This is a genomic window from Proteus sp. NMG38-2, from assembly GCF_020640995.1.
Classification (GTDB): Bacteria; Pseudomonadota; Gammaproteobacteria; order Enterobacterales; family Enterobacteriaceae; genus Proteus.
In genome coordinates this window covers 4252006-4269202 of record NZ_CP085481.1, presented here as the reverse complement: position 1 = coordinate 4269202, position 17197 = coordinate 4252006, and the positions used below count along the sequence as shown (strand labels likewise).

The 17197-nt window shown below is 37.8% G+C and carries 14 protein-coding genes; 3 read left to right on the top strand and 11 right to left on the bottom strand.

Annotated elements, in window-relative coordinates; translation table 11 throughout:
- Positions 1-114: 114 nt before the first annotated feature.
- On the bottom strand, positions 115-291 hold the full coding sequence (locus tag LG402_RS19925) for a DNA cytosine methyltransferase (protein WP_227336185.1): 177 nt from the start codon (positions 289-291) through the stop codon (positions 115-117).
- 106 nt (positions 292-397) lie between these two features.
- Here LG402_RS19925 and LG402_RS19920 point away from each other — a divergent pair, with 106 nt between their 5' ends.
- Positions 398-1348, top strand: coding sequence for a DUF3427 domain-containing protein (locus LG402_RS19920; RefSeq protein ID WP_227336184.1), 951 nt, complete (start codon positions 398-400; stop codon positions 1346-1348).
- 208 nt (positions 1349-1556) lie between these two features.
- Here the strand turns inward: LG402_RS19920 and LG402_RS19915 are convergent, their stop codons facing one another.
- From LG402_RS19915 to LG402_RS19905, 3 genes are read right to left on the bottom strand one after another with little or no spacing between them, the layout of a single operon-like run.
- Positions 1557-2270, bottom strand: coding sequence for an MgtC/SapB family protein (locus tag LG402_RS19915; RefSeq protein ID WP_166540478.1), 714 nt, complete (start codon positions 2268-2270; stop codon positions 1557-1559).
- 39 nt (positions 2271-2309) lie between these two features.
- Positions 2310-3557: an MFS transporter gene (locus tag LG402_RS19910; RefSeq protein WP_166540479.1), complete on the bottom strand. Its 1248-nt coding sequence runs from the start codon at positions 3555-3557 to the stop codon at positions 2310-2312.
- A 13-nt stretch (positions 3558-3570) separates the two neighbouring features.
- Positions 3571-4392 carry an MBL fold metallo-hydrolase gene (locus LG402_RS19905; protein WP_109409988.1) on the bottom strand — a complete coding sequence of 274 codons (822 nt, stop codon included), beginning with the start codon at positions 4390-4392 and terminating at the stop codon, positions 3571-3573.
- Between the two features lie 345 nt (positions 4393-4737).
- Between LG402_RS19905 and LG402_RS19900 the strand changes: the two genes are divergently transcribed.
- On the top strand, positions 4738-6945 hold the full coding sequence (locus LG402_RS19900; protein WP_166540480.1) for an extracellular solute-binding protein: 2208 nt from the start codon (positions 4738-4740) through the stop codon (positions 6943-6945).
- 58 nt (positions 6946-7003) lie between these two features.
- Here LG402_RS19900 and ytfE read toward each other — a convergent pair whose 3' ends face one another.
- The 3 genes from ytfE to norV all read right to left on the bottom strand — a co-directional run bounded on the left by ytfE (position 7004) and on the right by norV (position 10466).
- Complete coding sequence (gene ytfE / locus LG402_RS19895; protein ID WP_227336183.1) at positions 7004-7666, bottom strand: iron-sulfur cluster repair protein YtfE; 663 nt, start codon at positions 7664-7666, stop codon at positions 7004-7006.
- Positions 7667-7866: 200 nt separating this feature from the next.
- Complete coding sequence (norW, locus tag LG402_RS19890) at positions 7867-9021, bottom strand: NADH:flavorubredoxin reductase NorW (RefSeq protein ID WP_227336182.1); 1155 nt, start codon at positions 9019-9021, stop codon at positions 7867-7869.
- On the bottom strand, positions 9018-10466 hold the full coding sequence (norV, locus tag LG402_RS19885) for an anaerobic nitric oxide reductase flavorubredoxin (RefSeq protein WP_166540482.1): 1449 nt from the start codon (positions 10464-10466) through the stop codon (positions 9018-9020). The genes norW and norV overlap by 4 nt, the downstream gene beginning before the upstream one ends.
- 190 nt (positions 10467-10656) lie before the next feature.
- On the opposite strand from norV, the gene norR reads away from it, so the two are divergent.
- A complete protein-coding gene (gene norR / locus LG402_RS19880; protein ID WP_166540483.1) occupies positions 10657-12171 on the top strand; it encodes a nitric oxide reductase transcriptional regulator NorR in 1515 nt (504 codons plus the stop codon).
- Positions 12172-12273: 102 nt separating this feature from the next.
- Here norR and LG402_RS19875 read toward each other — a convergent pair whose 3' ends face one another.
- The 4 genes from LG402_RS19875 to LG402_RS19860 form a co-directional block, all read right to left on the bottom strand.
- Positions 12274-12843, bottom strand: coding sequence for a molecular chaperone TorD family protein (locus tag LG402_RS19875; RefSeq protein ID WP_227336181.1), 570 nt, complete (start codon positions 12841-12843; stop codon positions 12274-12276).
- Positions 12844-12923: 80 nt separating this feature from the next.
- Positions 12924-13823, bottom strand: a complete 900-nt coding sequence (locus tag LG402_RS19870; protein ID WP_227336180.1) for a dimethyl sulfoxide reductase anchor subunit family protein — start codon at positions 13821-13823, stop codon at positions 12924-12926.
- Complete coding sequence (locus LG402_RS19865) at positions 13820-14461, bottom strand: DMSO/selenate family reductase complex B subunit (protein ID WP_166540485.1); 642 nt, start codon at positions 14459-14461, stop codon at positions 13820-13822. Before LG402_RS19865 ends, LG402_RS19870 begins: the two co-directional genes overlap by 4 nt.
- On the bottom strand, positions 14458-16878 hold the full coding sequence (locus LG402_RS19860; protein WP_166540486.1) for a DMSO/selenate family reductase complex A subunit: 2421 nt from the start codon (positions 16876-16878) through the stop codon (positions 14458-14460). Before LG402_RS19860 ends, LG402_RS19865 begins: the two co-directional genes overlap by 4 nt.
- Positions 16879-17197 lie beyond the last annotated feature (319 nt).

The following is a 17197-nucleotide window of genomic DNA, read 5'->3' as shown; positions in this document are numbered from 1 at the left end:
TCTGTTAAGGCAATGCCCGATAAAATAAACGATTTTATCAGGCGTTGCCTTATGATCATGATAATAGGTTTAGAAAATTGAGATATGGTATTTAAATTTCAATATTATTAGCTTTTATCCAAGCGCTAGTTTTATTTGTTGTGCAATGCGTTCAATTACAGGTACTACAACACTATTCCCTGCTTGTTTATATAAATTAGCATTACTCATCTCTTTGGGTAATTTATAGTCAGCAGGGTAACCTTGAAAGTTAAAGCACTCTCTTGGTGTGAGCTTTCTGATGGTGTTCAAGTCACAATATGTATGAATTTTTTATATATTTCGCTATCTTATTTTGATAATTGATGAATTATGGCTAATATAATTAGCCATGTGAATTAACTAATCAGGCTTTATGATGCAGCGAAAAGATGAAGTATTTGATTACATAAATCTAGTTGTTGGAAATGCATATAGTAAAAATGAAGCTCTAGTAACAGCTAATGTAAGACCTCTGAATAAAAAAAATAATAAAGAAATAACAGGAGTTACTAGTTTTAATAATTGTATTGTTCTGTTTGTTACTTTGGATAAAAGAAGTAAAGAAAATAGTCATAAATATAATGATATATTTCTTGATAATGGAAAGAAGCTTCATTGGGAATCACAGAATACAAACACCATCACAACACCTCATATGAAAAGAATTTTCTCGGGTGAAAACGTTATTTTATTTGTTCGGATACATGAAAAAATAAAAAGTAGTAGTCAGCCTTTTATTTATATTGGTCGCCTATCTTATATAGAACATTATGGGAACAAGCCAGTTCAGGTTTTGTATAATGTTCTCGATTATCAGGAAAAACCAAATAAGGCGTTAAGTGCTATTTATGCTTGGGAAAAGATAGACACTTTAGATATTGATACTGAATTACCTCAGATATTGAAAAAAGAAAAGTCAAGCTATCAGGGGCGAGTTACTGACATTAAAAAGAAAAAGACAATTGAGCTTTATGCAATGAATAAAGCAAAAGAAGATTACCAACAGCAGGGATTTGAGGTATTAGATACATCTTCTAATAGCCCTTATGATTTAGAATGCCATAAAAATGGTATCTTTAGGCGTGTTGAAGTTAAAGGTACAACGACAGAAGGTAACGCAGTTTATGTTACTAGTAATGAAGTGGTATCAGCACATTCAGATGAGTGTGAAACAGATTTATATATTGTAAATAATATAAATATTTTTTTACAAGAAGATGGTAATTACTATGCTGATGGTGGTTTAGTTAATATCATTGAAAACTGGAAACCAGAAGAAAAATGTTTAGAAGCTACAGTCTATCGTTATCATCTTAATAAAAAATAATCCCATAGTTTATGACACAATAAATAGTAAGAAAATTAGCTATAGATGAAATGTAATTATAACCGAGTAATGGTAAGAATCTTATCAAGATTATACTAATTAATTGACAATTTATGTGTTTTTGTTTTGTGGTGTTTGAGTTGGCGTCCAACTGATAAAAAAGTGCGCAGTTATCTTAGATAAAGCGCACTTTTAATTTTTGAATATATTAATGATCCAAAGAAACAGAATGAACATGTTCAAGCTGTTTTAATGAGCAATAAAATTCGGGTAAGGTAATTTTTTGCCGAACTAACAGTTTCAAGTTCACTTCAACGCGCTCTTTTTTAATATCACGAATAGTCAGGTTTTCAATCACATCTTTATGGCTTTTTAAATACTCAATTAAAAGAGGAACACCGCTTTCATGAGTAAATAACATGCGCACTTTAATCTTACCTAAGCGTTGGTTTTTCATCTGAAATAGCACCACTTGTGGGCTAAGTTGAATAGCCATAAAAAAGAGAACAGTCACAATCATGGCATGCCAATAAAAACCTGATCCACAAGCAATACCAACACCGGCAGAAGCCCATACGATAGCTGCGGTCGTCAGACCTGAAATTGCATCATCACGTCGATGCAATATAACACCAGCACCAAGAAAGCCGACACCACTGATAATTTGTGCCGCTAATCTCATTGGATCACTACGAATATTATCGGAGATATTGGCGTAATATTCTGCAGATTGAATAGAAACAATAGTTAATAAACAACTGGCAACGGCAATAATGACACAAGTTTTAAAACCGACAGGTTTTCCCTTTGATTCACGCTCTAAGCCAATAAAGCCGCCCAAAATAAAGGCGGCCAGTAATTTAGCGATACTTGATAGTGATAAAGGGCCAATGCTGTCAACAAACTGAATTAATGCGTCCATGGTTTGCTCCTAACGTTGGCTTATTCCTTTACTTTAAGACTATGGTGTTGCAATGCCTTCCTGGGCTTTTTTATCTTCATTATTTTTCTTTTTCGTTACATCATCTTTAAAGAAGAAGATAAAGAATATGGTTACAACGGCAGCGACGATTGCTGGATATATCCAGAATGTTGACCACTGTGGTAATGCAGCATCACCTGTTTCTGTTACGGTTGAATTAAAGATTTGACCACAAATAGTGGAAGCAAATAATAGGCCGAAACCATTAGAGACAATAAAGCGTAAGCCTTGTGCTTGAGCACGAATTTCCGGTTTGGCTTTGCGGTCAACATAGATATCACCAGCAGTAAAGAAGAAGTCCCAACATAATCCCTGCAACATTAATCCGATAACGATAAAATAAAACTCTGTATTTACCGCGGCATAAGAGAAGAATATTGAGCGAATGATCCAGCTAACAGCACCTAAAAGTAATGTAATTTTGAAGCCAAACTTCATTAAGAAGAATGACAATACGAACATAAACAGAACTTCACAGGCTATACCTATTTGCATAATAGACGCTGCGTTATTAAAACCTAACGCTTTAATAAAAACAGGAATATAAGCGGAATAAGCTGTTTTTGGGATCATTAAAATAAAAATACTAAACATTAAGATAGCGAAATATCGATCTTTAAATAATGAAAGCGCATCTAAACATAAAATATCACGAGCAGAGAATGGTTTACCTTTCGCTTTAGGTGGCGTATTAGGTAAGGTAAAACAGTAGAAACCAAGTAAAACACCCACAGCAGAAGCGATATACCAAGTCATCGTACTACCAGAGAAGCCCATTTCACCTAATATAAATCCGATAGCCATAAAACCAAACGTACCGAATACACGAATAATAGGGAAATATTTCACACCATTAATATGAGAGAAACTAATACTATTTGAAAGCGCAGTTGTTGGATAAAACAATAATCCAATAATGAAAATTAAGAATAATGTCATGCCACTGTTTTGTGCTTCAATAAATTGAGGAACACAAATAATGACTGCCGCATTAATTAAATGAAGGATGCCCATGACTTTTTGCGAAGCAAAGAAACGGTCAGCCACCATACCTATAAATAATGGGGAGATAATTGTTGCGACGCCTAATAAAGCGTAGGCATTACCAATAATGCTTGCCATACCATAGCTACTTAATACCAGTCCCATGGTCATATTCCACGCACCTTGCATGAAATATTGCACAAACATCATAATCAGTAAGCGAGAGGTTATTTTCATATCCATCATTATTCTCCTCTTAATTTGTTTCTAACGTTAATCCGTCGTAGGCAACACGGATATTGTGAGGAGCACAAACAGCTTCTAATTCGTGGTGAAGCAATTTACCACTATGTGAAATATGCGAAACGGCAATTTGTGTATTTTGATGTAAACAACCTTGTTGTTGCAGTTTTTCTTTTGCTGCAAATACAGTTTCTAGGCTCATATGATTGTCGGTACGATCTTTACCATTGAGTCCATAAGTACATTCAAAAACAACGATATCTAGTGGTTTGTTCTCTAGCCATTTCCACGTTAATTCAGGGAACCAACCAGAATCATGACCATAGAAAATAACCTTGCCATCTTTCTCAATATGATAAACATAGCAAAGTTCCCATTTCGCATGATTAGCGAGTAATGGCGTAATTTTATAACCGTTTCTTTCGACGGTAACAAAAGGAATTAAGCAGTGAAAAGCAAAACGCTCTTTGCTGTAACCAGGTAAAACTTCGATACAGCCATTAATTGCGCGATCATTACCAAAAATATGAAGGGGATGGTTAATTTCAAAACCATAACCTTCCATTCGGCTAAACAGATCGCCAACATTGAAATGATCAGGATGAGTGTGAGTGAATAGAAGACTTTCAAAATTGGTAGCATCCATTCCATCACGCATTAGCTGGTAGCTAAATGTAGGTGATACGTCGATTAACATAATGTCATCGACAATAGCAGAAGAGTGAGTTCTGATATCTTTCCCACCAAGTTCTCTTGCTTTCAGACAGTGTTCACAGCGGCAAAAGGGATTGGGTATACCTTCGGAGGCTGCCGTCCCTAAAAAATGAAGTTTCATAAGAAATCCCCTTATCCTATTGTTTTATTATGATTTTATTAATTATCTGGTGTTGTCTATCTATAAATCATAGATTAATTTGAACGTTCCAATGATAAAATGATGATAGTCATTTGCCAATAAATGAAGATCAGATCAGTGATCTCATTCAAATTAAATTTTCTATCTAATTGATTAATATGATCATATGTTTTTATTGATATTGATAATCATTTATTTGTGATAAAAGGTATTAGATTGTTTTATAAGCTATTTTAAAATGGAACGTTCAAATCAATTATCAGTAGTCGCGATAAATAATTCAGGTATGCTAGTGAAAGCGGAAATTGAGATGGAAAAAGGCCGATGGCAACGATTAAAGATATTGCAAAACTAGCAGGTGTTTCTCATGGGACAGTTTCTAACGTACTGAATAAACGTGGAAATGTGAGTGTTGAGAAAATTGAAGCTGTGTATCAAGCCGCCAAACAAATGGGCTATCAATTAAATACGCAGGCTCAACTGTTAAGAACCAATAAAAGCCATAAAATTGCCATACTTTTACCTCAATTAGTTTCTGAAAAATATGCGGTTTTATTTAACTCCTTAAGACAGTCTATTGCTCATTTTCCTGAGGTCACTTACGATCTTTTTTTAACAGATGATCTGGAAACCACAGAATTAGAGGCATTACAGAAAATTGCAGCGGGTAGCTATAAACAAGTGATCACTGTAAGTTGTCTCAAAGATGCAAATATTTATTTTGACACGTTAAAATTACCGCCTTCTCAAGTTGCATTTATTTATCGCCAGCCACTTAATACTCAACGATTTTTCACGCTCGATTTTGCTCAAGCAGCAGAAGCTATTTGCCAACAGATTGCAAAAACCACAGGTAAATTAGTGGGCATCTTTATGGGGAGTAGCGACTATTTAAATAATCAAAACTTCGCCAATGAATTACAAAATCGACTTTTAGAGTATGGGCCCAATAAAAAAAATGTGGTGCTTTGTGCATCAGATGAAGAGAGCTATAAAATTGCGTTTGATTTCTTTTCTATGGAGCAAATCCCAGACATATTTATTGCCCAAGATATCGAAAAGGCTCGTTATTTAACACAAGCCAGTTATTTTGGTAGTCATAATGATTGCCCGCCTATTTTTGCATTGAGCGACAATATTCCGCCTGTATTAAAAGGGTTGTATTACTTTCCAATGAATTACGCTCAACTTGGATTGGAAGTCATGGATGCATTAATGCAAGAAGAGGATGAAAGTGAAATAACTGAAAAGAATGTGATTTGTGTACGTAATCAAAGTGACCATCTTTATACTTTAACTCCGGCGGTTATCAGTGAAGATAAAGCGGATATCAGTCTTAATTTACTGATTTTACCTAGCCCTTCAACCAGTGCATTAAAAAAGCTGTTACCCCATTTTTATCGTCAAACAGGGATTAAAGTTAATTTAGCAATTCACCCTTACGATGAAGTGTATCAAATATTAAGTCAGTTACATTTACACCCATATTATGATTTATTGCGTATCGATATGGCCTGTTTTCCTTGGTTTGCAGAAAGAATATTACAGCCATTAGATAAAATCGGTAATGGATTAACAGACTTATTAAATAATTTTTCACTACCTACTCAGCAGAAATTTAGTGTAGTGAATAATGTTGCTTATGCCATGCCTTTTGATGCCAGTGCTCAACTCCTATTTTATCGCAAAGACTTGTTTGAAGATCCTATTCTAAAAAGAATGTATTACGAAAAAACAGGTAATGAATTAACTGTACCGACAACATTTGAAGAATACGATAATGTGACGCAGTTTTTTACTGAGCAACATGAAGAAGGGCAATTAAATTGCCCTATGGGGGCATCAACAACATTGGGTAGCGCGGGGCTGATCGCAACAGAGTATCTATTACGTTATTACGCCAAAGGTGGATGTTTAATAGGAAGTCATAACATTCCTAGATTAGAAATGCCTTTAGCAGGTGAAATATTAGAAGAATATTTAAAACAGTTGTCGATCACGGAGAATATTCATAATAAGTGGTGGAGTGAGTCGGTTAGACAATTTGAGCAAGGGCATCTTGCTATGCTGATCGCTTATATGAATTTATTTAACGATGTCGCACATAGCAATATTTTACCTAAAACAGGTTTTGCACCTGTACCCGGTGGTATTCCACAATTAGGCGGTGGTGTATTAGGGGTTTCACGTTATAGCCAAAAATCACAATATGCAGAGCAATTTTATCGTTGGCTTTATTCCCCAATGGTTATGGATCACCTTATTTTATTAGGTGGAAACAGTAATCATAAAAATTTCAGCCATAATCAAGAAATTAGCCATCGTTACCCATGGATGACGTTGGCTTATCAAGAAATTAATAAGGGAATACGAGAATCTTCGGTGCCTAATGGTAAGTTATTTAATTTACGACAAGCTGAAATTATTATCGGGCAAGGTATTACTAATGTCGTTAATAATATTATGACGATAGACGAGACTATCGAATATATAAATCAGCGTTTGTTAATAGATACTCAAGGTGAGCGGTAAGATTTACTGATTGTTATAAAAATAGCAGGGGATGATGAAATCCCCTGTGTGTACATTATTACTCGCCCGCTAATGCTCTTGGAAATAATAAGTTGTTTTCTAAGCTAATATGATTCATTAAATCGTCAATAAACTCATTAATACCATTATAAAGTACTCTCCATGTGGTGCAGGCTTCAGGTGGTGGTGTGACGTTTTTGGTAATAAATTTAATCACTTCAACAATTTCACCCGCATCATCATGTTCGTGTTCCATAACACTAATGGGTGCTCCAGCTTGGCTTCCCAATCCATTTTTTATCATAGGAAAGAGAATGCGTTCCTCTTTCATCATATGGCTTGTCAGCTCATCTAATAATAGTGTTAATTGGCGAGCTAATCCTTTAGGGGCAGTCGGTTTTGCTTCATGGACTCGTTCTACTTTTTCTGCTTGTAGAATAAGTTCCGGTAATTGTGCTCTGTGTTTGTCGTGGTAGCGAACAATAATAAAATCAATAATTTCACTCAATGGCGCTTGTCGCCAATCTTTTTCTAATGGTTGTTCTGAAAGGGCAATTAATTTACTTTCAATTTCATCAATGTTGAGTCCTGCTTTCTCTGCAGATTTGCTTAATGTTCTTTTTCCTCCACAGCAGAAGTCGAGATTATATTGGCGGAATATGGCACTGGCGCCGGAAATGGATAGGGCCAGTTGGCCTAGTGGTTGATCTCGTAAGTTCATAGTTTCACCTGTTTATACTCGTCATACTTCAAGTTGTAGCGTTGTTGACTGCGTTCATTCGCACTAGTCACATACTTATGTATGCTCCTAGCGACTCATTTACTTGTCGCCTAGCTACACCTCGAATTATTTAGAGTATCTATTTGCGTCTATTTAAGTTATAGCGTTGCTGATTTTGTTTAGCGATATCACTGTTTAAATTAAGCGGATAGTGCTCTTAATAATGCAAAAGCTTCTTTTACTTGTTCTTCCGTTACCACAAAGGCGCGTAATACGTTGTTATCATCAAAGCCTTTGGCGATAACGCCCGATTGTGTTGTATTAATATTCCACGTTAAGTCATTACGTGCGGTTTCACCGGCAAGATGTAGAGGCATTAACGGTGTTTTCACCCGAATAATCATTGGTGGTAAATTCAGTGGAGTATTATTTTCACCTACGAGTGATTTGGCTAAATGCATCGCACTTAATTGTATTGGCTGTAAAAAGGGTAATAAGTTACCGTTGATTTGTGCACAATCCCCTAAGGCATAAATATCATTATTACTGCTTTGCAGATATTCATTTACCATAATTCCACGATCGGTATGTAAACCCGCAAGGTGAGCTAATTCCATATTGGGTATGAGTCCTGTAGCGGCAATAACGCAATCAACCGTTAATTGATGATGTTGATTAAATGTCGCTAAAATACCGTTATCGGTTTGTGTTAATGACTGTAATGGTGATTTCAGCATTAAGCGTACACCTATTTCAGTAAGGCTTGATTGCAAACGGCCACTGAGATCGGAGGGGATCAAAGAAGATAATAATTGTCCTGAAATATCTGCAAGGATCACCTCTTTACCTGCCCGACTAAAGTCCATCGCTAATTCAGTGCCAATTAAACCCGCGCCTAAAATTAATACGCGCTTAGCTTGGTGAATTTGTGCTTCATAAGTTCGATACTCTTGTTGGCTATTAAGCGTAAACATTAACTCATGGCCCGAAATAGCAGGGCAATAAGTTTTAGCGCCAGTCGCTAATACCAATTTATCGTAATACCATTGCTCACCTTGAGTGCTCTGAATACGTTTTTCATCCGTATTAATATCAACAACTTGCGTATAAGGATAAATGGCTAGTTGATATTGTTGTGCAAACTCTTGGGCTGTTTGTTTGGTTAGATCATCCGCATTTTGAGCCTGACTAATAACATGGCTTAAATCCGGCTTGTTATATTCATCAATGCTATCTGAGGCAATGAGAGTAATGGGAATATCTGCATTAAATTTGCGAATATTTTTAACTAATTGGCGCGCAGCGAAGCCCGCACCAATAATAACAATCCCATTATTGAGAAGATCTGTACTCATTTTGCCTCCTTTGCAAGCGCATCAAAGACATCCTTTCCTAATGAGCATTCAGGGCATAAGAAGCTATCAGGAACTTCACTCCATGGTGTATTAGGTTGAACGTTTTGCATTGGTTCACCTACTGCCGGATCGTAAATCCATTGGCACACACTGCATTGCATACGTGGACCTAAATCGATAGCTTCAACACTTGTGGTAATTTCAGGTTGTGATGAGGCAGTGCAACAAGATTGAGTCGCAGGAAGTGGCGCTAAAGCCCATTGGCGTGCAAGTTCACGGCCATATTCACGACAAATTTCTTGTGCTTGCATATCTGGGCGCCATTTGGTTTTTAGCGCTAGTGCGGTTTCAAATCCAGCATCCATTAAGCGGGTTTGAATACGGTCAACGGCACCACCATTCCAACCATAACTCCCGAAAGCAGCCGCTTTTTTATTACGAAAACGTAAGCCAGTCATCTCTTCAAGCATGGCGGCAATTTTTGGCATCATCACATTATTCATCGTTGATGAACCAACAAGCACGCCCTTAGAACGAAACGCACTGGTGATAATGTCATTTTTATCACTTTTGGCGACGTTATAGCTTTTTACAAACACGTTAGGATCAATTTCATTGATACCTTGTGCAATGGCATCTGCCATCATACGGGTATTGTTAGACATGGTGTCATAGAAAATAGTGATACGATCTTCTTGATAGTCTGCCGCCCATTTTAGATATAATTCAACAATTTGTGTTGGATTATCACGCCATACCACACCGTGAGAGGTGGCAATCATATCGACAGGTAAATTAAAGCCTAAGATTTCATTAATTTTCGGTGTTACAAGGCGGCTAAATGGCGTCAAAATATTAGCGTAATAACGTTGGCATTGTTCAAATAATTCGTTTTGATCAACTTCATCGTTAAACAACCGTTCATCACAATAGTGCTGACCAAAGGCATCATTACTAAATAAAATCGCATCACCAGTCAAATAGGTCATCATACTGTCAGGCCAATGTAGCATTGGCGTTTCAACAAAAATTAGTTGCTTGCCATTACCAATATCTAGGCTATCGCCTGTTTTAACGATATTAAAATTCCATTCAGGGTGATGATGATGCCCATTGATTGAATCAATGGCGTTTGCTGTGCAATAAATCGGGGTATTAGGAATAAAAGACATCAACTCAGTGAGTGCACCCGCGTGATCCTCTTCTGCATGATTAATAATAATGTAATCAATCTCTTCCAGATTAATTTGTGTTCGTAAATTTTGTACAAATTCACGACTGAATTTATGGTCAACGGTATCAATAAGCACATTTTTTTCTTCACGTATTAGGTAGCTGTTATAGCTACTACCTAATAATGTTTTGTATTCAGTGCCATGAAAATCACGAACTTCCCAGTCACGTTGTCCAACCCAATTAACATTATTTTTAACATGAATAGCCATTTTGTGTTGTTCCTTCTCATTAATCTTTTCATCGGGATATGTATTGATATAATCAAGAAGCATGCCAGTTTTTATCTTATTGTTTTAAAACAGTTTTTATTTTCATGGCTATTTATATATTGTCAATATGACTATCTTTATCATGTCAAAATGACCATAATAGCGGTCATAATGACTATGAGGTGTTTTTATGGGTTTTTCTGTTGATGTGTTGGCTAAAATTGCCATTGAATTACAAAAAGATGTTGGTCACCAAGATAGATTTCAGCGACTGGTGACCACACTTCGGCAAGTGCTAAATTGCGATGCCGCGGCATTGCTTCGTTATGAGCCTCATCAGTTTATCCCATTAGCCATAGATGGCCTTGTGCCTGATGTATTAGGGCGTCGTTTTTTACTAGAAGGGCATCCTCGTCTTGAAACTATAGCGCGAGCAGGGGATGTGGTGCGTTTTCCCGCGGACAGTGATTTACCCGATCCTTATGATGGCCTTATTCCAGATAGAGAGCATTTAAAAGTTCATGCTTGTGTGGGATTACCATTATTTGCTGGGCAAGATTTAATTGGTACGTTAACACTTGATGGAATGGACCCTCATCAGTTCGATACTTTTAGTGATGAAGAATTACGTTTAATTGCAGCATTAACTTCTGGTGCATTAAATAATGCATTATTGATTGAGCAACTCGAAAATCAAAATATGTTATTTACGCCAACCAATACGTTTAAGCCCACAGTAAAAACAGAAATTATTGGTTTATCGCCTTCGATGATGCAACTGAAAAAAGAGATAGAAATTGTTGCACCCGCAGATATGAATATTTTGGTGAGTGGTGAAACGGGAACGGGTAAAGAGCTGGTGGTCAAAGCTATTCATGAAATGTCTAATCGTGCAGATAATCCGTTAGTCTATTTAAATTGTGCAGCACTTCCTGAGAGTGTGGCAGAAAGTGAATTATTTGGGCATGTGAAAGGGGCTTTTACCGGCGCAATTAGCCATCGTAGTGGTAAATTTGAAATGGCGGATAATGGAACGTTATTCCTTGATGAAATTGGGGAGTTATCATTATCACTCCAAGCAAAATTACTGCGTGTTTTACAATATGGCGATATTCAACGTATTGGTGACGATCGTAATTTGCGCGTTAATGTACGTGTATTAGCGGCAACGAATCGTGATTTATGGGAGGAAGTATTAGCGGGCAATTTCCGTGCCGATCTTTTCCATCGTTTAAGTATCTTTCCTTTGCATGTTCCGCCATTACGAGAGAGAGACGAAGATATTTTGCTATTAGTGGGTTATTTTTGCGAGCAATATCGTCAGCGTTTTAATCTTACGCAAGTGATTATTAGTCCTGAATTGCGCCTTTATTTATTGCATTATTCTTGGCCGGGTAATGTGCGTGAATTAGAACATACCATTCACCGAGCAATTGTCTTAGCAAGAGCTGGAAATAAAACCGATAGCCTTATTTTACAAATTAGCCATTTTGCTTTAGGGGCTGAAAATCCAGTTCACTCTGCCTCTCAAACATTACCTTCTGAAGAAAAGAATTTAAAAGAAGCAACGGATGAATTTCAGCGGGATTTAATTAAACAAGCATTATTACGTAATAACCAAAATTGGGCGGCAACGGCACGAGAATTATCGCTTGATCCGGCTAACTTACGTCGTTTGACAAAACGCTTAGGGCTAAAATCATAATAATTTTAAAAAGGAATGACCTAAACGAAAAAAGGTAATCTGGGTGCGTGGTCCAAATTACCTTAAATAATTATGTTAGGATGATAAGTTGTTAATAAATTTCTATTTTCTGAATGCGTTCACCGTGATGGTTACCAGTTCTGTTAACGTGCTATAAAATTGGCTATACCCACTCATTTTTAATTTATTTAAATAGTGAGGTAGCCATGTAGTCAAATGAAGGGAAAGTAATTCATTAACTGCGTCTTCCCTTTTTTCTGATGCCAATACCGCCGCTTGAAATAACATCAAACCGATATGATCAACAGGCTCTGGAAAAGGCGTATTTACTTTTAAACGTTCCCGTTTTAAAAACTCACTCAATGCAAGGGTAGAATCCCCTTGTAATAAACCTTCAGGATCTAAATAGACCGCCCCCCAAGGAGGGGCTGGTAAAGCATTAGGGCCAACAAAAAGATTTTGCCATTGAGTTTTTAATTGTTCTGTATCGATAGAAGCAGAATTCATTAAACGTTCACACAGACGGCTTTCAATTTTACAAGGCCACTGCGCTGCAAAATCCCCAGTTTTAAAAAAGTTGAGTGCAGTTTTATTGGTGTCATCATCAGGTGGGAATAAATAACAAATTCCCAATAAATTAAATGCAGCCGCATAATAAGAGAGTCTGCTCATAATTTTTGATACTTCCTTAAAACAAACCCCTATCAATGAGGTTTGTTTTTTTATTATTTAAACGACTTGCTCAATGACTACTAGTGAATTGAGTAGAAAACATAACGCAACATAAAGTCAGCGATAATTGCGATAACACAGCCAAGTACAAAAATAGACTCAGTTGATTTACCTTGATTTTTAGGGGCTAAAAATTTCACTAAACTATAGCCACAAGCCAATACTGCAAAGGTTGCTAAGATCCAGCATGTAGTGCGTAACGAACCAATGGCGTAATACACTTGAATAGGCGATAACGGAAATGTCACCGATTTTTGGCTATATAACGTGCTAGTTAAATATTGCTCATAAAAAGGTTGATACAGTAATCGACCAATTAAGCTAAATGCCATTATTCCCCATAACTGCCATTTCCAGCGTATTGGGAAAGAGTCTTGCGGTATTTCAATACCTAATTTACTTCCTACACGTTGTAATACTTTGATCAGCAAAAAGAAAATAGCAGCACCAAGCGTTAACATAGCTCCGAAGAACATCACGTAAGTGTTAGGATCCATCCATGTCAAAATGGAGGTATGGCGATAAATCGACGCCATGCAGTAAATATCAAATAACCCAATCAGAATACTGGTACTTAATAACAGCATTGAGAGTTTGCGAGTGCGCCAGAGCCATAAAAAAGTTAATCCTAAGCAACCGACAAAAATAGCAGTGACGGCGACTTCACGACTTAGCCAAGCAGAAAAAACATTTCTAATGGCATTAGGGGCATTTAATGGCACACCTAAGTGAGTAATTGAAGCGATAGAGCCTAAACCAGCTAACCCACAAATCACAAATAAGGCTAACAACATAAAGCGATAGTAGCTTTTTGCATTGAGATAATGAGAAAGGCGACGAGCAAAAAGCCCTGTTGTTAGTGCAAGACCAATAGTCGCATTCATCATAAATGTGAAGATTAACAATGACCATTCATTCATTTTCTTTCTCCCTTATTATTAATTCCGTCATTATTGGCACCCTGATGTGGGTTAATAACAAGGTTTGGATGCGTTATTTCAGGAGAAGGTAAACCGGTGACATAATCTAAATCGCCATAGCGTTCACGTAGTTCATCAATAGGACCAAATTGAATTGCACCTAAAGGACAAGTTGCAACACAAACCGGTTGTTCACCTTTTTGCTGTAAATCGATACAAAAGTCGCATTTCGACATCTGTTTGGTTTCTGGATTCATTTGTGGTGCGCCATAAGGGCAAGACCACGCACAAGCACCGCAACCGACACATTTGTCTGTATCTACCATGACAATGCCATCACCTTCACGCTTATGCATTGCTGTTGTTGGGCAGTTTTTAACACAAATAGGGTCGTCACAATGGTTACAAGAGATAGACAACGTGTAAGCAAAGACATTATTGACTAGCGCGCCTTTAGGATTGCGAGTATAACCGCCTCCAGTGATTTCATAGACACGACGAAATTTGCGTCCAACATCAAGATTGTTTTTATCTTTACACGCAACCTGACACGCCTTACAACCTGAACAGCGAGCGCTGTCGATATAAAACCCTAGCTGTTTGTTGCTTATAGCGGGATAAACGATAAATTTACTCATGCTTTTGCTACCTCGACCAATAATGTTTGGTGAGCATTGCCGTGTGCCATTGCGGTGCTACGGGATGATGTTAATACGTTGGCACATCCACCTTGATCTATGCCTTTTGCATCAGGTTGCCACCAAGCACCTGCTTGCAAGGCGACGACACCAGGCATAATTCGTTGTGTTAATTTGACGGGAACCATCGTGATCCCACGTTCGTTATATACTTTGACTTTTTCGCCCTCTTTAATGTTTCTATCTTGGGCATCTAATGGGTTTATCCAAAGTTCTTGGCGCTGTACTTCTTGTAACCAAGGGTTGGCAAATTGCGTTGAGTTTGCGCGATTGCGTCCTTTCCATGTAATAAGTTGTAGCGGGAATTTATCCGTCAACGTATCTTCAGGACCTTCAATGGCAGGCACATAATGAGAAAGCGCAGGGATATCGACATTATTCATGTCATATAAACGTTTAGAGAAAATCTCAATTTTGCCTGATGGCGTTGGGAATGGATTATTCTCGATATCTTGGATATTTTTCTCAAACGCCACATTTTGAGTATGAGGACGATGTTTTAAGAGATGACGACGTTTAACTAATAGCTCTTTAAAAGTTGGAATACCGTCTTCGGGACGTTTAACACTGGCATCATCAACTAAGTATTCAATCCAATCGCGATCAGTCTCTTTACCTTCACTAAATTGTTCGCCCACACCTAATTTATCGGCAACTTCACGTAACCAATCATAGTCAGTACGACGTTCAAATTCAGGCTCGATGACTTTTTCAGAAAGAATAATGTAGTCGCCATAACTCCATGTACCACCGATGTTCCAGCGTTCTAAGAAGCTGGTTTCTGGAAGTAAGATATCAGCGTATTTTGCACTTGGGGTTAGATAGAGATCACTACAAACGATAAATTCTACTTTCGATTCATCTTCAAGTACTTTAGCTGCATGAAGAATATCGGTATTTTGGTTTGTCATGTAGTTACCCGCCATTGAGAAAATCATCTTGATTTCAGTATCAAGTTTCTCGGCGTTCAGTAACCCATTTTGTGGTGTGACTAAATTTTTGTCTTCACACGCTTGTACCCAGTTGGTGATATTGATTTTTGCTTTTACTGGGTTGGTTAATAGGCTTGGCCCTGCGATGGTTTTACGCAGTTCAGAGTTTAAAGCCATACCATAGCCAGCAGCCCAACCACCACGAACACCCACATTACCAGTGATAGTGGCAAGTAATGTCGCACCACGTGCCGTCCGTTCACCACAAATATGGCGCTGAGGCCCCCAACCTTGCATCAATGCTGCTGGTTTTGTGGATGCATATTCGCGAGCTAATTGTTTAATAGTATCTGCTGGCACTTTAGTGATGGTTTCAGCCCATTCTGGGGTTTTCTTAATGCCATCTTTTTTACCCATTAAATAGGCAACTAAAGACTCATTTTCACCCACACCTTCAGGCATTTGGTGTTCATCAAAGCCGACAGTGTATTTATCGATAAAGGCTTGATCGTGCAGATTTTCGCTTACGATGACATACATCATTGCATCCATCATGGCGTTATCCGTTGTTGGCAGTAACGGGATCCATTGATCAGCTAAAGAAGAGGCAGTATCAGAATAACGTGGATCAACGACAATAAATTTAGTGCCGTTTTTCTTCATTTTTTGGAAGAAATGGTTTGAATGACCAAAAATAGTTTCGTTAGGGTTATGACCCCATAAAATGACAAGAGGGGTATTTTCTAACGTATCGAGTGTGCTACCACTAGCGGCAGTGCCATAAGTGTAAGGAGTGACGGCAAGGGTATTTCCGTTACTGACCGAGTGATAGTTTTCCAGAAAACCACCCGTAATATTAAACAGGCGACGTAACATATTCGCGCCAGAGAAAATACCGCCAGTAACCCCTGTGCTTAAGCTGACAAAGCGTGATGCAGGACCATATTGCTGGTTAATGCGCTGCATATTTTGTGCAATAAGGGTGGTTGCTTCTTCCCAAGTGATGCGTTCGAATTTACCTTCGCCTCGTTTGCCAACGCGTTTCATCGGGTATTTTAAACGGTCTGGATGATAGACAAATTTACGATAACCACGGCCTCGTACACAGGCACGCATAATTGGCATCTCTTCATCTAGATCAGCATCTGGGCGTGTACTAATACGAGTGACTTTGCCATCTTTTACATGGGCTCGAATATCACATTTACCGCCACAGTCGAAACTACTGCAAGTTGAAACAACGCGTTCGCCATCTTCAGTTTTTATTGGTTTTACTGGAATAGCGTTGTCTGTTGTCGCAGCAAAAGAGTTTGATGCGAGAAAAGGAAGTGTGACTAATGCTGAGCTCGCTTGAATAAAGTGACGGCGGCTAACATCGTTGAGAATGCTCTTTGTATCACTATCGTGATCGGACTGATTGCTCATAATGAACTCTACCTTAAACATAATAGGCGGATCCCGATATACCCGATACTTGATATAAAGAATGTGCGTGATTTTTCTAGGCTATGGATAAAGGGAATGTCTGGTATCCGCTGCATTATTATTGAATGCATAGATAATTGCAGAATGCTTGAATTAACATCTGCGAGAGGGATAGTAGTTGATTAATCTTTTGCCAACATTCTAAAACCAGACAATGACATTCGAATTTCAGCCTATTTACGAGGGGTGTTAAAAGCTCGTTTTTTGATTGTTAATAGGGTTTGTTAAATAGATATCAAGAAGGTTGAAATTTCACATA